This is a genomic window from Pseudescherichia sp. (assembly GCF_031987975.1).
Lineage (GTDB): Bacteria > Pseudomonadota > Gammaproteobacteria > Enterobacterales > Enterobacteriaceae > Pseudescherichia.
This window is the reverse complement of sequence record NZ_DALZYX010000002.1, coordinates 240852-257685: the sequence shown is the minus strand read 5'-3', so window position 1 is coordinate 257685 and position 16834 is coordinate 240852. Positions and strand designations below refer to the sequence as shown.

18 protein-coding genes and 1 tRNA gene are annotated in these 16834 nt (G+C 53.3%); 3 read left to right on the top strand and 16 right to left on the bottom strand.

What is annotated here, in order from left to right:
* Positions 1 to 34 precede the first annotated feature (34 nt).
* From purK to ppiB, 4 genes are all read right to left on the bottom strand, one after another.
* Positions 35 to 1102, bottom strand: coding sequence for a 5-(carboxyamino)imidazole ribonucleotide synthase (gene purK, locus RTN40_RS04600; protein ID WP_312227432.1), 1068 nt, complete (start codon positions 1100 to 1102; stop codon positions 35 to 37).
* On the bottom strand, positions 1099 to 1608 hold the full coding sequence (purE, locus tag RTN40_RS04595; RefSeq protein WP_312227431.1) for a 5-(carboxyamino)imidazole ribonucleotide mutase: 510 nt from the start codon (positions 1606 to 1608) through the stop codon (positions 1099 to 1101). The genes purK and purE overlap by 4 nt, the downstream gene beginning before the upstream one ends.
* Before the next feature lie 119 nt (positions 1609 to 1727).
* On the bottom strand, positions 1728 to 2450 hold the full coding sequence (lpxH, locus tag RTN40_RS04590; RefSeq protein ID WP_312227430.1) for a UDP-2,3-diacylglucosamine diphosphatase: 723 nt from the start codon (positions 2448 to 2450) through the stop codon (positions 1728 to 1730).
* A 2-nt stretch (positions 2451 to 2452) separates the two neighbouring features.
* Complete coding sequence (ppiB, locus tag RTN40_RS04585) at positions 2453 to 2947, bottom strand: peptidylprolyl isomerase B (RefSeq protein ID WP_042391734.1); 495 nt, start codon at positions 2945 to 2947, stop codon at positions 2453 to 2455.
* A 173-nt stretch (positions 2948 to 3120) separates the two neighbouring features.
* On the opposite strand from ppiB, the gene cysS reads away from it, so the two are divergent.
* Positions 3121 to 4512 carry a cysteine--tRNA ligase gene (cysS, locus tag RTN40_RS04580; protein WP_312227429.1) on the top strand — a complete coding sequence of 464 codons (1392 nt, stop codon included), beginning with the start codon at positions 3121 to 3123 and terminating at the stop codon, positions 4510 to 4512.
* A gap of 43 nt (positions 4513 to 4555) precedes the next feature.
* On the opposite strand, the gene malI is transcribed toward cysS, so the two are convergent.
* From malI to folD, 4 genes are all read right to left on the bottom strand, one after another.
* Positions 4556 to 5572, bottom strand: a complete 1017-nt coding sequence (gene malI, locus RTN40_RS04575) for a Mal regulon transcriptional regulator MalI (RefSeq protein WP_312227428.1) — start codon at positions 5570 to 5572, stop codon at positions 4556 to 4558.
* 89 nt (positions 5573 to 5661) lie between these two features.
* Positions 5662 to 7161: a PTS transporter subunit EIIC gene (locus tag RTN40_RS04570; protein ID WP_312227427.1), complete on the bottom strand. Its 1500-nt coding sequence runs from the start codon at positions 7159 to 7161 to the stop codon at positions 5662 to 5664.
* A gap of 210 nt (positions 7162 to 7371) precedes the next feature.
* The gene (ybcJ, locus tag RTN40_RS04565; protein WP_238083487.1) at positions 7372 to 7584 is read right to left on the bottom strand and encodes a ribosome-associated protein YbcJ; all 213 of its coding nucleotides are present in this window, start codon (positions 7582 to 7584) and stop codon (positions 7372 to 7374) included.
* Between the two features lies 1 nt (position 7585).
* On the bottom strand, positions 7586 to 8452 hold the full coding sequence (folD, locus tag RTN40_RS04560; RefSeq protein ID WP_312227426.1) for a bifunctional methylenetetrahydrofolate dehydrogenase/methenyltetrahydrofolate cyclohydrolase FolD: 867 nt from the start codon (positions 8450 to 8452) through the stop codon (positions 7586 to 7588).
* A gap of 227 nt (positions 8453 to 8679) precedes the next feature.
* Here folD and RTN40_RS04555 point away from each other — a divergent pair.
* Positions 8680 to 8756 (top strand) — tRNA-Arg (locus RTN40_RS04555).
* A gap of 631 nt (positions 8757 to 9387) precedes the next feature.
* Here RTN40_RS04555 and RTN40_RS04550 read toward each other — a convergent pair.
* From RTN40_RS04550 to RTN40_RS04535, 4 genes are all read right to left on the bottom strand, one after another.
* The gene (locus RTN40_RS04550; RefSeq protein ID WP_312227425.1) at positions 9388 to 10860 is read right to left on the bottom strand and encodes a glucosyltransferase domain-containing protein; all 1473 of its coding nucleotides are present in this window, start codon (positions 10858 to 10860) and stop codon (positions 9388 to 9390) included.
* Positions 10844 to 11776, bottom strand: a complete 933-nt coding sequence (locus RTN40_RS04545) for a glycosyltransferase family 2 protein (protein WP_312227424.1) — start codon at positions 11774 to 11776, stop codon at positions 10844 to 10846. The genes RTN40_RS04550 and RTN40_RS04545 overlap by 17 nt, the downstream gene beginning before the upstream one ends.
* Positions 11773 to 12135, bottom strand: a complete 363-nt coding sequence (locus RTN40_RS04540) for a GtrA family protein (RefSeq protein ID WP_312227423.1) — start codon at positions 12133 to 12135, stop codon at positions 11773 to 11775. The genes RTN40_RS04545 and RTN40_RS04540 overlap by 4 nt, the downstream gene beginning before the upstream one ends.
* A gap of 163 nt (positions 12136 to 12298) precedes the next feature.
* Positions 12299 to 12637, bottom strand: a complete 339-nt coding sequence (locus RTN40_RS04535) for a hypothetical protein (RefSeq protein ID WP_312227422.1) — start codon at positions 12635 to 12637, stop codon at positions 12299 to 12301.
* A 111-nt stretch (positions 12638 to 12748) separates the two neighbouring features.
* Here RTN40_RS04535 and RTN40_RS04530 point away from each other — a divergent pair, with 111 nt between their 5' ends.
* On the top strand, positions 12749 to 13711 hold the full coding sequence (locus tag RTN40_RS04530; RefSeq protein WP_312227421.1) for a UV damage endonuclease UvsE: 963 nt from the start codon (positions 12749 to 12751) through the stop codon (positions 13709 to 13711).
* 4 nt (positions 13712 to 13715) lie between these two features.
* Here the strand turns inward: RTN40_RS04530 and RTN40_RS04525 are convergent, their stop codons facing one another.
* From RTN40_RS04525 to RTN40_RS04510, 4 genes are all read right to left on the bottom strand, one after another.
* The gene (locus RTN40_RS04525; RefSeq protein WP_312227420.1) at positions 13716 to 14075 is read right to left on the bottom strand and encodes a transcriptional regulator; all 360 of its coding nucleotides are present in this window, start codon (positions 14073 to 14075) and stop codon (positions 13716 to 13718) included.
* Positions 14041 to 14361: a DUF6516 family protein gene (locus RTN40_RS04520; RefSeq protein WP_312227419.1), complete on the bottom strand. Its 321-nt coding sequence runs from the start codon at positions 14359 to 14361 to the stop codon at positions 14041 to 14043. The genes RTN40_RS04525 and RTN40_RS04520 overlap by 35 nt, the downstream gene beginning before the upstream one ends.
* A 91-nt stretch (positions 14362 to 14452) precedes the next feature.
* Entirely contained in the window at positions 14453 to 15814 is a 1362-nt protein-coding gene (locus RTN40_RS04515; RefSeq protein WP_312227418.1) for a DUF308 domain-containing protein, read from the bottom strand.
* Positions 15815 to 15911: 97 nt separating this feature from the next.
* Entirely contained in the window at positions 15912 to 16820 is a 909-nt protein-coding gene (locus RTN40_RS04510; protein WP_312227417.1) for a LysR family transcriptional regulator, read from the bottom strand.
* Positions 16821 to 16834 lie beyond the last annotated feature (14 nt).

The window sequence follows — 16834 nt, the reverse complement described above, 5'->3', positions numbered from 1 at the left end:
ACCCGGTCCATATGACGAAAATTGCGCAAGCAGCTTAGCTGAGCTTTGACTGCGCCCATGCGATACCGCTGGCATACTCCGGCGGTAATAGCGGCACGATCGCTTCCAGCGTCGCGATCAGGCGGTCGGCGTCGCTGTCGTTGAGGTTCAGATGTCCCACCTTGCGACCAGCCCGCACCTCTTTGTCGTACCAGTGCAAATGGACCAGCGGCAGCTTCAGCCAGTCATAGTTCAAATCGCTGCCAATCAGGTTGATCATCACTGACGGGGCATTCACCACCGGCTGCGGCAGCGGCAGGCCGGTAATGGCGCGCAGGTGCAACTCAAACTGACTGATCGACGCGCCGTTTTGTGTCCAGTGGCCGCTATTGTGTACCCGCGGAGCCAGCTCGTTAATCAGCAGTCCATCAGGGGTCACAAAACACTCCATCGCCATCACGCCGACGTAGTTCAGCTCGCTCATGATCGCGCCCAGCATCGCTTCAGCCTGCGCCTGCTGGTCTGCATCAGCCTGCGGGAAAACCACGCTGGTACGCAGAATGCCGTCCTGATGCAGGTTATGGGTTAGCGGATAGAACACCGTGCTGCCGTCGTGTCCGCGCGCGCCCACCAGCGATACTTCGCCGCTAAAGTTAATGCCCTGCTCGACAATGCACTCGCCGTAGCACTCTGCGGGAAGCGTATCGGTCTCACCGGCGCGCAAACGCCACTGGCCGCGGCCATCGTAGCCGCCGACGCGACGCTTAACGATCGCCAGTTCACCCAGCGAGTCAAACACGGCAGGCCACTCGTCGGCGCTGACCAGCAGCTGCCATGGGGCGGTCGCCAGCGAGAGGCGGTCGAAGAGCTGCTTCTGCGTCAGACGGTCGGCAATAATGGGGAAAACGTCGCGGTTAACGAACGCCGGATGGCGCGCCAGCTCGCGGGTCAGGGCTGTCTCCGGCCAGCGCTCAATCTCGGCGGTGATCACGCTCTGTGCAAAGGGGACGGCTTCCGGCTCGGCATCCAGCCCCACTGGCCAGACAGCAATGCCCAGCGGCTCACCGGCCTGGCGCAGCATTCGACCCAGCTGGCCGTTGCCAAGAACGCATACCTGTTTCATGCCGCACCTCGCGGATCTGGGTTATCCAGCACCTCATCGGTCTGGGCTTTACGCCACTCCGCCAGACGCTGATGCAATTCGCTGTCGTGAGTAGCAAGGATCTGCGCCGCCAGCAGCGCCGCGTTGGCGGCCCCGGCTTTACCAATCGCCAGCGTTCCCACCGGAATACCGCGCGGCATCTGGACGATGGAGTAGAGGCTGTCAACGCCGCTCAGCGCCGCGCTTTGCACCGGTACGCCGAGCACCGGCACCAGGGTTTTGGCTGCGATCATGCCCGGCAGATGCGCCGCGCCGCCCGCGCCGGCAATAATCACCTGATAACCATTCTGCTCTGCGCCTTCGGCAAAGCTAAACAGTTTATCCGGGGTGCGGTGGGCAGAAACGACTTCAACATGGTGGGGAACGTGCAGGATATCGAGGACTTCAGCGGCAAACTGCATGGTTGCCCAGTCGCTTTTGGACCCCATCACGATGGCGATACGTACCGGATTATTGCTCGAAGACATGCGTCTGAAAACTCCTGTGGATGTGCGGCATAACGCGTAACAGGGCACAGAGAATAGCATGGAAATCGGGCAAGGAAAACGGTTGCGCAGCTAACCTTGCTGGCAATTTTCATAACGTACTAAAAAGGAAAAGCGATAAGTTCGACTTGTTCCTGAGTGACTTTTATCATTGAGCCTTCGCTATGCCAGGCACCCAGCACGCAGCGAAACGCCGGTTCGCCGTTAGCGGTAAGCTCATGCACTGCCGGGCGGTGGGTATGGCCATGGATAAGCCATTGCACGCGATGGCGTTCAAGCGCATCACTCACTGCCTGCTGGTTCACATCCATAATCGTGAGGGATTTACTGCTGTTGGCGGCTTTGCTGTCGGCGCGCATCTTTGCCGCCACCTTATGGCGGATAAACAGGGGCAGGGTGAGAAACAGTCTTTGTAGCCAGGGCTGATGAACCTTGGCGCGAAAGGCCTGATAGCCTGCGTCATCGGTACAGAGGGTATCGCCGTGCATAATCAGCACCCGACGACCGTAGAGGTCGAGCACCTGCTCTTCGGGTAGCAGGGTCATGCCGCTCTCACGGGCGAAGCGCTTGCCGAGCAGGAAGTCACGGTTGCCATGGATAAAGTAGCAGGGGATGCCGCTGTCGCTCAGTGCCTTTAGCGCGGCGGCAATCTGTTGATGCAGGGGATTGGGATCGTCATCGCCAATCCAGGCCTCAAAGAGATCGCCAAGGATATAGAGCGCGTCGGCTTCCCGCGCCGTACCGGCCAGAAAACGCAGAAAACCGGCGGTTATCGCCGGTTCTTCTGTACACAGATGCAGATCTGCGATGAAAAGCGTCGCCACGATTACTCGCTGACGGTCACGTTTTCGATGATCACGTCTTCTTTAGGAACGTCCTGGTGCATGCCGCTGCGGCCAGTAGAAACCGCTTTGATTTTATCGACCACGTCCATGCCTTCAACCACTTCGGCGAATACGCAGTAGCCCCAGCCCTGCATGTTTTCACCGCTGAAGTTCAGGAAGTCATTGTCTGCCACGTTGATGAAGAACTGCGCGGTTGCAGAGTGCGGTGCCTGGGTACGGGCCATCGCCAGCGTGCCACGGGTGTTTTTCAGACCGTTGTTCGCTTCGTTTTTGATCGCGTCTTTGGTCGCTTTCTGATTCATGCCCGGCTCAAAGCCGCCGCCCTGGATCATAAAGCCGTTGATAACACGGTGGAAAATGGTGTTGTTGTAGAAACCTTCGCGGCAGTAGTCCAGGAAGTTCTTAACAGTTTCAGGCGCTTTGTCATCAAAAGTTTTGATTACGATATCGCCGTGATTAGTGTGGAAAGTAACCATTTTTGCATCCTGTTCCGGTAGTGTAGAGCATCGACCCTGCTGTGGGTCACGTATAGTCGCCTGTTATAGCATAACCGCAAGGTTCGATCACCTTGCAAAGGGTGCTGCTTCGGTTATCAATTATGGGTATCATACTGAGTTCATTCTCCACACACGTCTTAACGGAACCTTTGATGCTAAAAATTTTTAATACGCTGACGCGACAAAAAGAGGAATTCAAACCTATTCATGCCGGGAAAGTGGGCATGTACGTGTGTGGTATCACCGTTTACGATCTCTGTCATATCGGCCACGGCCGGACCTTTGTCTCCTTTGACGTGGTAGCGCGCTATCTGCGTTTCCTCGGCTATGAGCTGAAGTATGTGCGTAACATTACCGATATCGACGATAAGATCATCAAACGCGCCAATGAAAATGGCGAAAGCTTTGTCGCGCTGGTGGATCGCATGATCGGTGAAATGCACGCTGACTTTGACGCCCTGAACATCCTGCGTCCAGACAGCGAGCCGCGTGCCACCCACCATATTCACGAAATCATCGAGATCACCGAGCGCCTGATCGCGCGCGGTCACGCCTACGTGGCTGATAACGGCGACGTGATGTTCTCCGTGCCCACCGATCCCAACTACGGCAAACTGTCGCGCCAGGATCTTGAGCAGCTGCAGGCCGGGGCACGCGTCGAAGTTGCCGAGATCAAGCGCAACCCGATGGATTTCGTGCTGTGGAAGATGTCCAAGCCGGGCGAACCGAGCTGGCCGTCGCCGTGGGGCGAGGGGCGTCCGGGCTGGCACATTGAGTGCTCGGCGATGAACTGCAAGCAGCTGGGCCACCACTTCGACATTCACGGCGGCGGATCGGACCTGATGTTCCCGCACCATGAAAACGAAATCGCTCAGTCTACCTGCGCCCACGACGGCGAGTACGTGAACTACTGGATGCACTCCGGTATGGTGATGGTTGATCGCGAGAAGATGTCGAAATCGCTGGGTAACTTCTTTACCGTGCGCGATGTGCTGAAGTATTACGATGCGGAGACCATCCGATACTTCCTGATGTCCGGCCACTACCGCAGCCAGCTCAACTACAGCGAAGAGAACCTTAAGCAGGCGCGTTCGGCGCTGGAGCGTCTCTACACCGCGCTGCGCGGAACGTCTAATTCAGATGTTGAGTTTATTCGTGGGGAGTATTACGAAGACCGCTTTAAAGAAGCCATGGATGATGACTTCAATACTCCTGAAGCGTATTCAGCGCTTTTCGATCTAGCTAAAGAAGTTAATCACGCTAAACAAACTAATAATCTTGAAGAGGCGAATGCCGCAGCTACGACCCTACGCAAACTTGCTAAGGTACTCGGCCTGCTGGAGCAGGAGCCGGAAACCTTCCTGCAGAGCGGTGCCCAGGCGAACGCTGGGGAAGTCGTGGAGATTGAAGCCCTGATCCAGCAGCGTCTGGACGCGCGTAAAGCCAAGGACTGGGCGGCGGCAGATGCGGCCCGTGACCGTCTGAACGAGATGGGGATCGTGCTGGAAGATGGCCCGCAGGGGACCACCTGGCGTCGTAAGTAAGCTGTTTTGCCTGGCGGCGTTCTGCTGCCGGGCGATTTTCATACTAAGCCGACTCTCGCGTCACCAGCTGTCCGGAAAGGGTGATGCGCTGGGTCAGCAGATCCGGCTCTTTGATTTTGCGGATCATCAGCGACGCCGCCTGGCGTCCGGTCTCTTCGCTTGCCGACGACACGTAGGTAAACGAAGGCGACGTTAAGTTCACGTGTAGCATATCCTCGAAGCCTACCAGCGCTACCTGCTGCGTCAGAAACACATCTTTACCCACCGTACGCCCCACCTGGTGAATGCCGGAGAGCGAGCCGATCATTGCATCGGGCGAGTGGCAGAGCAGGGCGGTGATGGTGTTGTTCTTCTCCAGCAGTTGTCGGGTAGCGTGGCTGGCCGCGTGGGTGCCCTCCATGCAGGCCGGGGTAGACTCATCCCGGGTCACCAGTCCGTACTGAGTCAGCGCGCTGCGGAATCCGGCTAGCCGCTGCTGGCGGATCAGGCTACTTTCCGTTCCGCCGATGTAGGCAATACTGCGGTGGCCGCGCTCGATCAGGTAGCGGGTGGCAAGGCTGGCGGCCTGGCGGTTGTCGCGCATTACCAGGTTGCACTCCTCCTCCAGCAGGGATTGCGAGACGACAACCAGCGGCAGGGGACAGGTGCGGATAAGCTTCGGCAAGTGCGGGGTGGTGGCATCGGAGGCAAGATAGATCACGCCGGCCACGCCCTGCTGCTTAAACGAGAGCAGGCAGCGTTCAAGGCTATCACTGTCGTTGAGGGGCTGGCTGAGAAAAACCATGTAGCCCTGCTTCTCCAGCTCCAGTACGGTGCTGGCCATGACCTTCACCGAGAAGCTATCGCTAAAGTCACGCAGGATCAGGCCAATAAGGTTAGAGGTGTTGGCGCGTAGATTTGCTGCCGCCACGTTGTGAACGTAGCCGAGCGTGTCGATCGCCTGCTGCACCTTTTCAATCGTGGCGGTCGATATTTTCCCTTTCTGGCGAAGCACCAGCGAAACGGTCGAGACAGAGACCCCCGCCAGCTTCGCGACATCAATAATGCTGACCTTCTTCAAATCCACTCCCTGAACTTAACGGCTATGCAGTCAACGATGAAAAGTCTCCTGTACGATACAGGAGACCTAATCACCTTAACAGCTTCAGGTTACTTGCCGATCATCCCCGACATGGTCTGGGCGATAAACTGCGCGCGTGCGCCGAAAATCACCTGGATGCCGTTATCGCCAACGAACACCACGCCACGCGCGCCGACGCCGTTGAGGCCATCTTTGTCCACCAAATCGCTCTTCGCCACTTCAAGACGCAGGCGGGTGATACATGAGCCTACCGAGCTGATATTCTGCGCGCCGCCCAGCAGGGCAACGATCTCGGTCGCCAGCTCGTCATCGGTTTTATCGTTAACGTTAGCGGTGACTTCCGTGCGGCCCGGCGTTTTCACGTCAAAGCGGCGGATCACAAAGCGGAAGGTGAAGTAGTAGATCAGCCCCATCGGGATGCCGACGATAATCGCATTCAGGAAGTTGGTCTGGTAGCCGTTAAACGACGGCAGAATACCGAACGAGATGTAGTCGATCAGGCCCGCCGAGAAGGATTTCGCGATGTGCGCATGCAGCAGATACATGCACATATACGACAGCCCGGCCATGATGGCGTTGAAGACGTAAAGCACCGGCGCAACGAAGATAAAGGTAAACTCAACCGGCTCGGTGATCCCGGTCAGGAAGCAGGTCAGCGCGGCGGAGAAGAGGATACCGGAAGCGATCTTTTTGTTCCGGGTATGCGCTTCATGATACATCGCCAGACAGGCGGCAGGCAGCGCAAACAGCATCAGCGGGAACTCACCCTGCATGAACTTTCCGGCGTTCTGGTAGGTGTCGCTGCTGAACGATTTAGCGCCTTCTTCCAGCATTTTGAACCAGATAGTCTGGTCGCCATGGATCACCTGGCCCGCCTGGGTGGTGTAGTCGCCAAATGAGTACCAGAACGATGGATACCAGATGTGGTGCAGACCGAGCGGGATCAGCGCGCGCTCTACCAGCCCGAAGATAAAGGTCGAGGCGGCCTGGTTATCGCCGTTCACGACCACCGAGAGCGCATCGATTCCCGCCTGGATATGCTGCCAGACGTAGGGCAGGAGCAGGCCGAGCAGGAACGACAGGAACGCAGTAGCAATCGCCACAAAACGTTTACCGGAGAAGAAGCCGAGAAATTCTGGCAGCTGCATGGTGTGGAAGCGGTTATAGCACCATGCGGCCAGGATGCCACAGATCAGGCCGCCAAAAACGCCCATCTGCAGCGTCGGAATACCGACCACCATAGCGTATTTCCCGCCCTGAGAGGCCATCTCTGGGGTAATCGACAGTACCGTGCCGATGGTCATATTGGTAATAAATACCGAGACCGCCGCCGAAAGCGCGGCGATGCCGGACTCTGAGGCCAGCCCCACCGCAGAGCCGATAGCAAACAGCAGCGGCAGGTTATCAAAGATAACCCCACCGGCGTTCATCATCAGCGGCAGGTGAAACTTATCACCAAACGCCAGCAGCAGGCCAGCAGCAGGCAACAGTGAAATTGGCAGCATTAATGCGCGGCCAATCATAGATAACTTCGATAGCGATTTTACGAACCCCGACAGCAGACTCATGCGGTTTTCCCCCGATTATAGAAACCCTGGTGATGGCATTATTATTTTAGTATTTACGACACATAGAACGTTTTAGTAGAACGTTCTACTTATCGTGATTTAAGCCGTAGAGAGCCGCAACAGAAATCTGCTGGCGAGACAGACGAATTTGTTATTCTTTGATGTTGATCGAGCAATGGCCCTTATGAATAAAGGGCCATTAAGGCGGGATTAATCAGTTACAGTGATACTTTGGCCGTCAAACGTGACCGTTTGTCCGGCGACGATCTTACAGCGCTTGCGGGTTTCCACCGCGCCATCGACGCTGACCAGGCCATCGGCAATAAAATTCTTCGCCTGCGCGCCGCTTTCGCTCCAGCCTTCCAGCTTCAGCAGATCGCACAGCTCAACGTGCGGATGTTTACCTAACGAGAACGTTGCCATCTTATGCTTCCTCTACGTCGTGATACTCTTCGCACGCCTGCAATGTATTCTGAATCAGGGTTGCGACGGTCATCGGGCCTACGCCGCCCGGTACAGGGGTAATATAAGCGGCACGCGAGGCGGCGTCTTCGTACACTACGTCGCCGACCACTTTGCCACTCTCGAGGCGGTTGATGCCAACGTCAATGACGATCGCCCCCTCTTTGATCCACTCCCCGGGAATAAAGCCCGGCTTGCCCACGGCGACGATCAGCAGATCGGCGTTCTCAACGTGCTGGCGCAGGTTTTTGGTGAAGCGGTGGGTGACGGTGGTGGTGCAGCCAGCCAGCAGCAGCTCCATGCTCATCGGACGGCCCACGATGTTGGATGCGCCGATCACTACGGCGTTCAACCCGTAGGTATCGATGTTGTAGCGCTCCAGCAGAGTAACGATCCCGCGTGGCGTGCAGGGGCGCAGGCGCGGCGCACGCTGGCACAGGCGGCCCACGTTGTAGGGGTGGAAGCCATCAACGTCTTTATCCGGCGCGATACGCTCCAGCACCTTCACGTTGTCGATGCCCGCCGGCAGCGGCAGCTGTACCAGAATGCCGTCAATCTCACGATCGGCGTTGAGCGTGTCGATCAGGGTCAGCAGTTCGGCTTCGCTGGTGGTTTCCGGCAGATCGTAAGAGCGAGAGATAAAGCCTACCTCTTCACACGCTTTGCGTTTGCTGCCGACGTAGATCTGCGACGCAGGGTTGCTACCGACCAGCACAACGGCCAGACCAGGGGCGCGAAACCCTGCCGCAACGCGAGCCTTCACTTTTTCCGCAACCTCAGAGCGCACCTGCTGCGCAATCGTTTTACCATCAATAATCTTTGCTACCATCAGAGAGAAGATTCCATCTGTAAATTGAAGTAGAGGGGATGGTGTATAGTGTGTCAGAAGCGCGCCGTGCTGTCAGTTAACGTTTGCATTATTCACGCGTGAGAGGAACCTAAAGTGCGGCCCGATGCTCATTTCAACAGCATCTGACCGTAAAGGCATTGACTCACCGGGCATTGACCGTATAATCCCAGGCGTTTCCATCGTTTAGGTGGAGCATCCCGCGCAATGCGCCCTTAGCTCAGCTGGATAGAGCAACGGCCTTCTAAGCCGTAGGTCACAGGTTCGAATCCTGTAGGGCGTGCCAAATAAGCTCAATCGTTAGCATAAATATCTTAACGGCTTGATATATCTTGCAAAGCTGATAACTAAGAAAGAGATTATAAATACAATGCAGGTATTTATGGTCGGATCAACAATAGCTCCTCCATGAAAAGCGAAGCCATAACTATCCAGTAATCCGTATACCAGCCAGGAAAGAAAAATCAATTGACATTATGCTGTTAAACAATACAAACGATGAAATAAATACGAGTGGGGTAGCATAGCTATAGAAGTATTCAAATGCAAAGATCAATAATCCCGGTAGGGTAAACCCAAAATTTCCCAATCCATAAAGAAAATCATAGCCGCCATAAAAATAATTAAGAAGAACAATGGCAGAGGGCGTTAAGATAGAAAATATAAAAAGCAGCACAAACACATGTTTGAATTGCTTATTGTCATCATCAGTTTTAAATATCTTCTTTATGGCTGGTAAAAGTATTACAAAACCCAGAAATGGAGGGAGAAACCAAAGGTGAAAAGAGGGGTTGCTAGTGAATATTTTATTTATAAGCTCTACTATGCTAGTGCCACCCTGTTAATAGTAATAGATCCCTGACCATACAACACGTAGTTACACGCATTATGAAAGCCCTCTAAAGAGGGCTTTAAGTTTAGTTGCAATTACCGAGCGAAAAAGAGATAACCAAGTCTCCATCTTTAAAGTAGGTTTTATAGACCCCACCGTTAGATATCTCTTGCATATTGCACATGTTTTTAATCAGTTCCTGCTGTCGTTCTGGCGTCGGTCGAGAGAATCCAACGTAGAACTCAGTCATTTTTACCACTCCCCAGTCAAGCTGCCCATCAAAATAGACTGGGATCAACTGACGCATCAACGGGTATTTATCTACTGCTTTTTGCACCACTGGCGTGTCAAGCATTTTACCGTCTACAGTTATCGTTTTTACGTTTTTAAAACCAACCTTGAAAATATCAAGGGATATTTCATTGATAACTTTTTCTGTAAACTTGTCCTGAGATTTTGATGCATTAGCAAATGTAGCTATAAATGAAAATGACAGTACGCAGACAATAATGCTCAAGAAATTTAAGCGATGCGCTCTTTCGTTAAAAATGAATGAGGATAGCGCTAAAATTCCAGCAATAAAAAAACCAAACCCTATAAACACCCTTGGGCCAATAGGTATGTTTTTAAGAACGAGACCCGGTCCCGGTATACAAAAAAGCAAAACAATCAGCGATAGGGATAATAATCCAATATTAACAATCTTTATTTTCGCACTATCCTGCCGCTTTAGCATCCGAACCGCAAGGGTCACTGCTCCCGCGAAGGCAAAGATAAAGACTATCAGGAAAATCTTGCCCGTAAAGCCGGTGAAAAGCGATCTTAATACCTTTTCAGTGAGACGGATGTTTGCATAAAGGTCATCTGTTCCACCTATTAACTGGTTGTACCCGTTGGCATAATCGCTAGTGACAAAAAAAGGAACGACTGCTTTTGAGTAAAGCACATAGCCGACTGCCAGACCTGCTACGGCCGCGCTAACATTGAACGCCAGGTTTAATGGATTAGCTCGCTTATTTAGCTCAAAAAGAACGTAGATGCACATTACTGCGATAAACGCGCTTAGAGCAGCCTGATAAAAACAGAGTGATACAGCAACACCAGCAGCGGAGCTTAAAAACAGCTTTAACCAGCCTCTCCCGGTCGCGAAAACGGGGGCGCAGGCAAATGCAACAGATAATGCCATCGTCAGCGAGTCAAACTGAAACGCCAGGTTCTGTACAAAAAATGGGCTAAGGAAAATTGGGGTGAAAATTAGCCATCCCATCTTATGCTCAGCGTTAAATTTCAGATGAAGTAAGTAACAGAGCGAAGTTAAGATGAGGATACAGGCTATTTGCGGAAAGGGTGCAATATTGGTTGCAGGCGCACCCATATCCAGCAAGGAAAATACCAAATCTGAAAACGGCCTTCCATCGATTCCCCAGGAAAAATAACCATAAACAGACCTTCCAATATCATCGAAATAAGGGCTGTTGTTAATTATTAAAGGCAGTATATAGAATATGCCGATAATCCATAGCGGTACTATTTTTTTATAGTTAAACTCGCTTACCATTTTCTTTTCCCTTCAATAAAAATTTAGGTCTTTGCTTAACCTCTATGTAAATTCGACCTACGTATTCACCCAAAACACCTATACCTATTAGCTGTACGCCGCCCAAAAAGAGTATAGAGACTAAAAGCGATGGATAGCCACTCACAGGATTACCAAAGACTAAGGTATCTAAAATCATCCATGTCCCATAAAGGAACGCGAGTCCAGCCACAATCAGGCCGATGTAGGTCCACATTCTGAGCGGGAAAGTGGAAAAGCTGGTAATGCCTTCCAGGGCCAGATTCCATAACTTCCAGCCATTGAATTTTGTGCTCCCCGCTACACGCTCAGCACGGGCATATTCTACAACGTCTGTTTTGCCGCCAACCCAACTGAGCACGCCCTTCATAAACAGATTACGTTCCGGCATAAGCTTGATATTTTCTACCACCTCACGAGACATCAGCCGGAAATCGCCTACGTTTTCTTCAATCTTTGGGGTGCTAATTTTATTGTGCAGCTTATAGAACCATTCAGCCGTTTTGCGTTTAAGCCGACCGTCTGTTGATCTGTCGTGACGCTTTGCAAGGACCATGTCGGCACCCGCTTGCCATTTCTCAATCAGGCGAGGGATCACCTCAATTGGATCCTGCAGATCTACGTCGATCGGGATAATAGCTTCGCCTGTTGCATGATCAAGACCAGCGAATAGGGCTGGCTCTTTGCCGAAATTGCGAGTGAATGATAAAGGATTGACGAGAGGGTCTGAAACAGCAAGGGCATTGATTATTGATTCCGTTGCGTCTTTGCTGCCGTCGTTAATAAAGACGATCTCTACCTCATGCTGCTTTAATTCCTCGAACTCCCGCACCGTTTTATAAAAAATGGGTATCGCGTCTTCTTCATTGAAGACGGGAACAACCAGAGAAATTTTCATTTCGCATCCCTAAAGACAATGAACTTTGAATACAAAAATCCGCATACCAGGCTGATAGCGGAGAACAAAATGAGAGTGACAATGGGCGGCGTAGCGCATTTATCTGCAAACCAGCCCACCGTAGCGCTTAATACTCCCATAAAGCCAATATAAAGCATATAACGCATGGTTGTAGTCGATGCGTTAAAGGTGAACCTGGCGTTAGCGAAGAAACTGAAGCTCACCGCAACGACAAAACCAGCAAAGTTAGCCAGAGCCTGGTTCGTATGGAATACATAGAGACATAAGGCAAAAATCACCCAGTGAATGAGAGTATTGATTACACCTATCGATGTATACTTAGCGAATAGCTTTAACATTATAAAAATCAGTCAATTCTGAAAGGAGTGGAAGTTTAGCACTCATCAGCCACTTGATCGACAGCAATAAGTTATCGAGCTGTACAGGCATACAGCGTTTAATAAGCGGAAAGAGTGCTAAGAATGACCGATTCAACCTGCTCCGCCTGCAGGTCAATATCGACTAATCGTTCATCTTCCCCAGTAACGACGTAGTACACCTTTCCGGCGCTTCTATCGCGCGCTGCTTCTCCGCATCGCTAAGCTGCTCCCAGGCATGGATCACCGCTTTACCCAGTGACGGTGAAAACGCGTTCTTACGCAGGGCGTAGTCTGAATTGCCGCCCTCAATCATCTGCTCCATCTCGGTCAGGCCACCCGCAGACGAGCCATTTTTCACCGTGCAAAGCACGGAGGCGTAATAAGCTTTGTCCTCGTCGCTGTAGTGGGGGACCAGCCACCAGGCCAGCAGTGCGGCAAGAGCAATAAGCAGGATAACGGTGCGGGGTTTAACTTTTTTCATCTTAATAACGGTAGCCTTAAAAAATGTGCCGACAGTATAGCGCCTTTGCTTAAACAGAAGGACTACGGTAATGCCTGCTACACTCGCATAAGGTTATCTTGTGGAGGACACATGAAATTAGGCTTCGCTTGTAAGTTTCTGGATCCGGATTTAAAGCAGCGTTTTCCCCTTAAAGCCACCACCCGTACGCGATTTTTAAGTCTGGAGAGCGAAGAGAGAACAAAGCTGATCTATACGCTGTCAGCAACCAACCTGACTAATCTCTATTTGCTTTTTCAGGAGCTGGCGCAGTTGCCCCCAGCCCTGCGAATGATGCGCATCGGCAGCGATCTATTGCCGCTCTATACCGTGCCCGAGGCCACGGCGCTGTATAACGAGTTCTTGCCGGAGCTTTATCCGCTGTTTGCTAAATGCGGTGAGTTTGCCCGCGCGAATGACATCCGTCTCTCGTTTCACCCTGGGCAGTATTCGGTTCTCGCTTCAGACAACGTGCTGGTGGTAGAGCGCGCCCTGGAGGATGTGGAGTATCACACGCTTTGCGCAACGCTAATGGGCTATGGCAAAACCTTCCAGGATTTCAAAATCAATATCCATATGAATGGTAAAGCTGGCTTTGCCGGGTTCAAAAGTGCATTCGGCAGGCTCAGCCCGGAGGCCAGACGGATGCTGACCGTCGAGAACGACGAGATCTCTTGCTCGCTGGACGACGTTCTGCAGGCGAAAGATCTCTGCCCGATCGTGGTGGATATTCATCATCACTGGGTGAAGGAGGGCGAGTTTATCCAGCCCAACGATCCGCGTATCGCGCAGGTTAAGGCCTCATGGCGGGACGTCAGGCCGGTGATACACTACTCCATCTCGCAGGAGGGAATTATCCCCGAGCAGGGCTTTCCGGATCAGAGCAGTCTTGGCGTACCAAAAACCAAGCTCAGGGCGCACTCCGACTTCTTCTTTAACCCAACGCTAAATGATTGGGCGTTGTCGTTTGTAGATTTCGACATTATGTGTGAGGTGAAAATGAAGAACCTCGCCCGCGACCGGCTCTATGAGTATGCGATGTCAGAAGAGCATTAAACTGTTACGCTGCCGCATCGTCAGAATTAAATTCAATGTGTATGCGATCGTAGGGGAGAACAATTTTCTCCCCTTCTTTATCTAATACACCACCGTTCAAGAGTGACTGCACGTCGTTGTATACGCCACGAAAATCGCGTTTAACAATGCGCGACAGCTCACGTATAGACATTGACGGAGCACTCTCCATAGCCTTGATAATCTGCCAGCGATTAGGGGCTAGCATAGTTTTGGCAAGCTGTTCGACAGTAGGGAAAACCAGTTCTGCACCAATAAAGTCACCTTCTACTGCTCGCGTTGCATTGGCGGCGGCAGCCCGAAATGCATCATTAACGGTCATCACTCTGACGGTTAATACTCTCATGGTCAGCCCTCCTTAAACTATTAATATCGTTTTGAAAACTAACAATCAAATTCTCAATGTTGGTAAAGGTTATAGGGTATTCTTGCTCGACAATATGTTTATGGTCACCTTTACCTCTTTCGTTGTCGTAGCGCATGACACAAACGCCATCAACGACATAAGCAAGACTATATTTATACAGATGGCGGCTTCCTTTGATAGCCGGATCAACCTGTAGAATGCGGATAGTGGCAAAGGCGTTATTCGCAATCTGGATCCGCGTATTCATCAACTCTATAGCGGGCATGATTTCACTCTCCTTGTGATGATGTAAATTATAACATCAACATAGTGTTGATGAAAATATTTACATCAAGATGGCGCTATCATAACCCGCTTCACTCCCCCTCCATCCCTTCGCCGCGTTCGCCTTTCTCCCAGGCCACCCGGCGGTGGAACATTCTTTTCAGGGCGCGGCCAACGGTATTAAACCAGCCGGTGGGACGCGGGTCGGCGAGCATGCTCAGAGCGCGGGCGTAGTCCAGCACCAGCCCCGGCGTCCAGGCCATCGTCTCTGCGCGCTTGCGTAGCTGAAGCGCCACCCACAGCTCCGGAGTAGACATCAGCTTGCCCATCGCCATCCAGAAGCCACGCGCCTGCCACAGCCTGCCAACGGATCCCTCCAGCGCAGCCTCCAGCCCCCGGGCTACGGTGCTGGAGCAGTTGCGGTGCGTCAGGTTGTAGGATTCATCCCGGCGATAGCTCTCCCAAAACGCTGCCAGCCGTGTCTCGCTGTAGTTGCGGATACGCACCTTGCGGGTTGATGGACACCACTGCACGGACTCCGTGGCATAGTCCGGCTGAAACTGCCCCGGCACGTCGTTCTCCGGCGTAGCGCGCAGCGTACGGGCAAAAGCATCGGGAGAGCGGTCGATCTGCACGGCAGGGTAGAGGCTGATATAGATACCACCCGGGGACTCCAGCGCGGCGTGGCCGGTAGAGATAACCCCGTTGCGATCGACAGCAGCGATATAGCGGCTGATGACCGGACGCGGAACGGCCTCACTCGCCGCAGAGCCTACCGGGGTCCAGACGTGGACCGTCAGGGCTTTTTCATCGTCATCCGGTGGTCCATTCCACTCCACAACGGCGGGAGGAGGGATATCCATCTCCTCCATAAACTCTTCGCCCTTCAGACCAGGGTTAACCGCGGCCCGCTTGACGCGATTAGCGAGAATAAACAGATTCCAACCGGCGAAGGCCAGCACCAGGCCGAGGCAGTAGGGGACGGTGCCCGCATAGTTGGAGGGCCAGGGCTGGAAGAAAAACAGAGCCAGTACAATCTCCGCTATCCCACCCCATAGCGCAGGCCGCCAGCGTTGATAGCGGACAACCACCGCAGAGGCAATCTGCAATGCGCCATCAAACAGGAAAAGCAGGCCAAAGATTATCGACAGCAGGACGTTGCCGTCATGGTTACCAGCAAGGATCAAGACCGCTGCAAGAGAGAACGCCGCGCCCTTTACGTAGCGCAGAATACGCTGCCCCCCCATGCCGCTGTGGGCTACCATCAGCGTGGCGCAGCCTTCAAACAGCAGCAGCGAAGCGAATAGCTCAATAGGGAAGAACAGTGCACCGTCCAGCGCATCGATAAACAGCACCACGCCAGCGGTGAGCGTAAGCCAGCCAAAGCGACGCAGCCCGCGCCAGTGCGAGCGTAGAAAATCTATGCCAAGCAGGATCAGGGTGAGCCGCATCATAGGTGAGGATCCGCAATAATCTCTCCCTATTTATAACCTGGCCGCTGGCCGCATGCGCAATGAATTGTCTATTTTGTAATCATCTCTGAAGGCTGCATCACGCTCCCGCCACCCGCTGCGGAAAATGCTCCAGCAGCCAGTCGATAAAGACCCGCAGCCGATGCGTAACGTGACGGCTTTGCGGATAGACCACATGAAAAGGGTAGGAGGCGGGCCGCCACTCCTTAAGGATCTCTACCAGCGTGCCGTTGCGCAGCGCCTCAGCCGTGGAGTAGCTAAAGGTTTGGATAACCCCCAGCCCCGCCAGGCCAGCAGCCAGATGCGCGTTGCTCTCGTTGACCCCGATACGGTGTTCGACCTTAATTTCCATCTTCTCTCCGTTACGTTCGAAGCGAAAAGGAAAGGCCCTGCCATTTTGTGGGGAGAGATAGCTGACCAGCCGATGACCGTTCTTTAGCTCTTCTGGATAGGCGGGCGTGCCGAAGGACTTCAGGTATGCTGGCGTCGCGCAGGTGATGAGCGTTGCCGAGCCAATGTGGCGCGCAATGAGGGATGAGCTTTCCAGCGGGCCACCGCGAATGACGCAGTCCACGTTATCGCTAATCAGATCGACAGCGCGGTCGGCTACCCCTAAATCGATGCGGATATCCGGGTAGCGCGTCATAAATTCAGGAAGGCGAGGGATGAGCACGTCGCGAGCGGTAGAGCCACCAATATCGATCCGCAGGAGTCCATGCGGCTTGCCGCGGGCCGCACTGAATGAGGTGTCGATATCCTCCAGGTCACGCAGAATGCGGGCGCTCTTTTCATAGTAGTCGCGTCCCTCTGGAGTGACCGTGACGCGCCGGGTAGTGCGCTGGAGCAGGCGCACGCCAAGGTGCGCCTCCAGCTCCTGGATCAGTTTGCTGACCGTGGCATTGGGCATCTCCAGCGAGTCCGCCGCCCGGGTAAAGTTGCCTGCCTCTACTACCCGGGCAAAGACCCGTATCGCCACCAGCTGATCCATCTATAATCCCCGTC

Excerpts from the sequence above, each read along its gene's own strand:
- purK (WP_312227432.1), bottom strand. The coding sequence starts at position 1,102 with ATGAAACAGGTATGCGTTCTTGGCAACGGCCAGCTGGGTCGAATGCTG.
- purE (WP_312227431.1), bottom strand. The coding sequence starts at position 1,608 with ATGTCTTCGAGCAATAATCCGGTACGTATCGCCATCGTGATGGGGTCC.
- ppiB (WP_042391734.1), bottom strand. The coding sequence starts at position 2,947 with ATGGTTACTTTCCACACTAATCACGGCGATATCGTAATCAAAACTTTT.
- cysS (WP_312227429.1), top strand. The coding sequence starts at position 3,121 with ATGCTAAAAATTTTTAATACGCTGACGCGACAAAAAGAGGAATTCAAA.
- RTN40_RS04570 (WP_312227427.1), bottom strand. The coding sequence starts at position 7,161 with ATGAGTCTGCTGTCGGGGTTCGTAAAATCGCTATCGAAGTTATCTATG.
- ybcJ (WP_238083487.1), bottom strand. The coding sequence starts at position 7,584 with ATGGCAACGTTCTCGTTAGGTAAACATCCGCACGTTGAGCTGTGCGAT.
- folD (WP_312227426.1), bottom strand. The coding sequence starts at position 8,452 with ATGGTAGCAAAGATTATTGATGGTAAAACGATTGCGCAGCAGGTGCGC.
- RTN40_RS04550 (WP_312227425.1), bottom strand. The coding sequence starts at position 10,860 with ATGGTAAGCGAGTTTAACTATAAAAAAATAGTACCGCTATGGATTATC.
- RTN40_RS04545 (WP_312227424.1), bottom strand. The coding sequence starts at position 11,776 with ATGAAAATTTCTCTGGTTGTTCCCGTCTTCAATGAAGAAGACGCGATA.
- RTN40_RS04540 (WP_312227423.1), bottom strand. The coding sequence starts at position 12,135 with ATGTTAAAGCTATTCGCTAAGTATACATCGATAGGTGTAATCAATACT.
- RTN40_RS04535 (WP_312227422.1), bottom strand. The coding sequence starts at position 12,637 with ATGAAAAAAGTTAAACCCCGCACCGTTATCCTGCTTATTGCTCTTGCC.
- RTN40_RS04530 (WP_312227421.1), top strand. The coding sequence starts at position 12,749 with ATGAAATTAGGCTTCGCTTGTAAGTTTCTGGATCCGGATTTAAAGCAG.
- RTN40_RS04525 (WP_312227420.1), bottom strand. The coding sequence starts at position 14,075 with ATGAGAGTATTAACCGTCAGAGTGATGACCGTTAATGATGCATTTCGG.
- RTN40_RS04520 (WP_312227419.1), bottom strand. The coding sequence starts at position 14,361 with ATGCCCGCTATAGAGTTGATGAATACGCGGATCCAGATTGCGAATAAC.
- RTN40_RS04515 (WP_312227418.1), bottom strand. The coding sequence starts at position 15,814 with ATGATGCGGCTCACCCTGATCCTGCTTGGCATAGATTTTCTACGCTCG.
- RTN40_RS04510 (WP_312227417.1), bottom strand. The coding sequence starts at position 16,820 with ATGGATCAGCTGGTGGCGATACGGGTCTTTGCCCGGGTAGTAGAGGCA.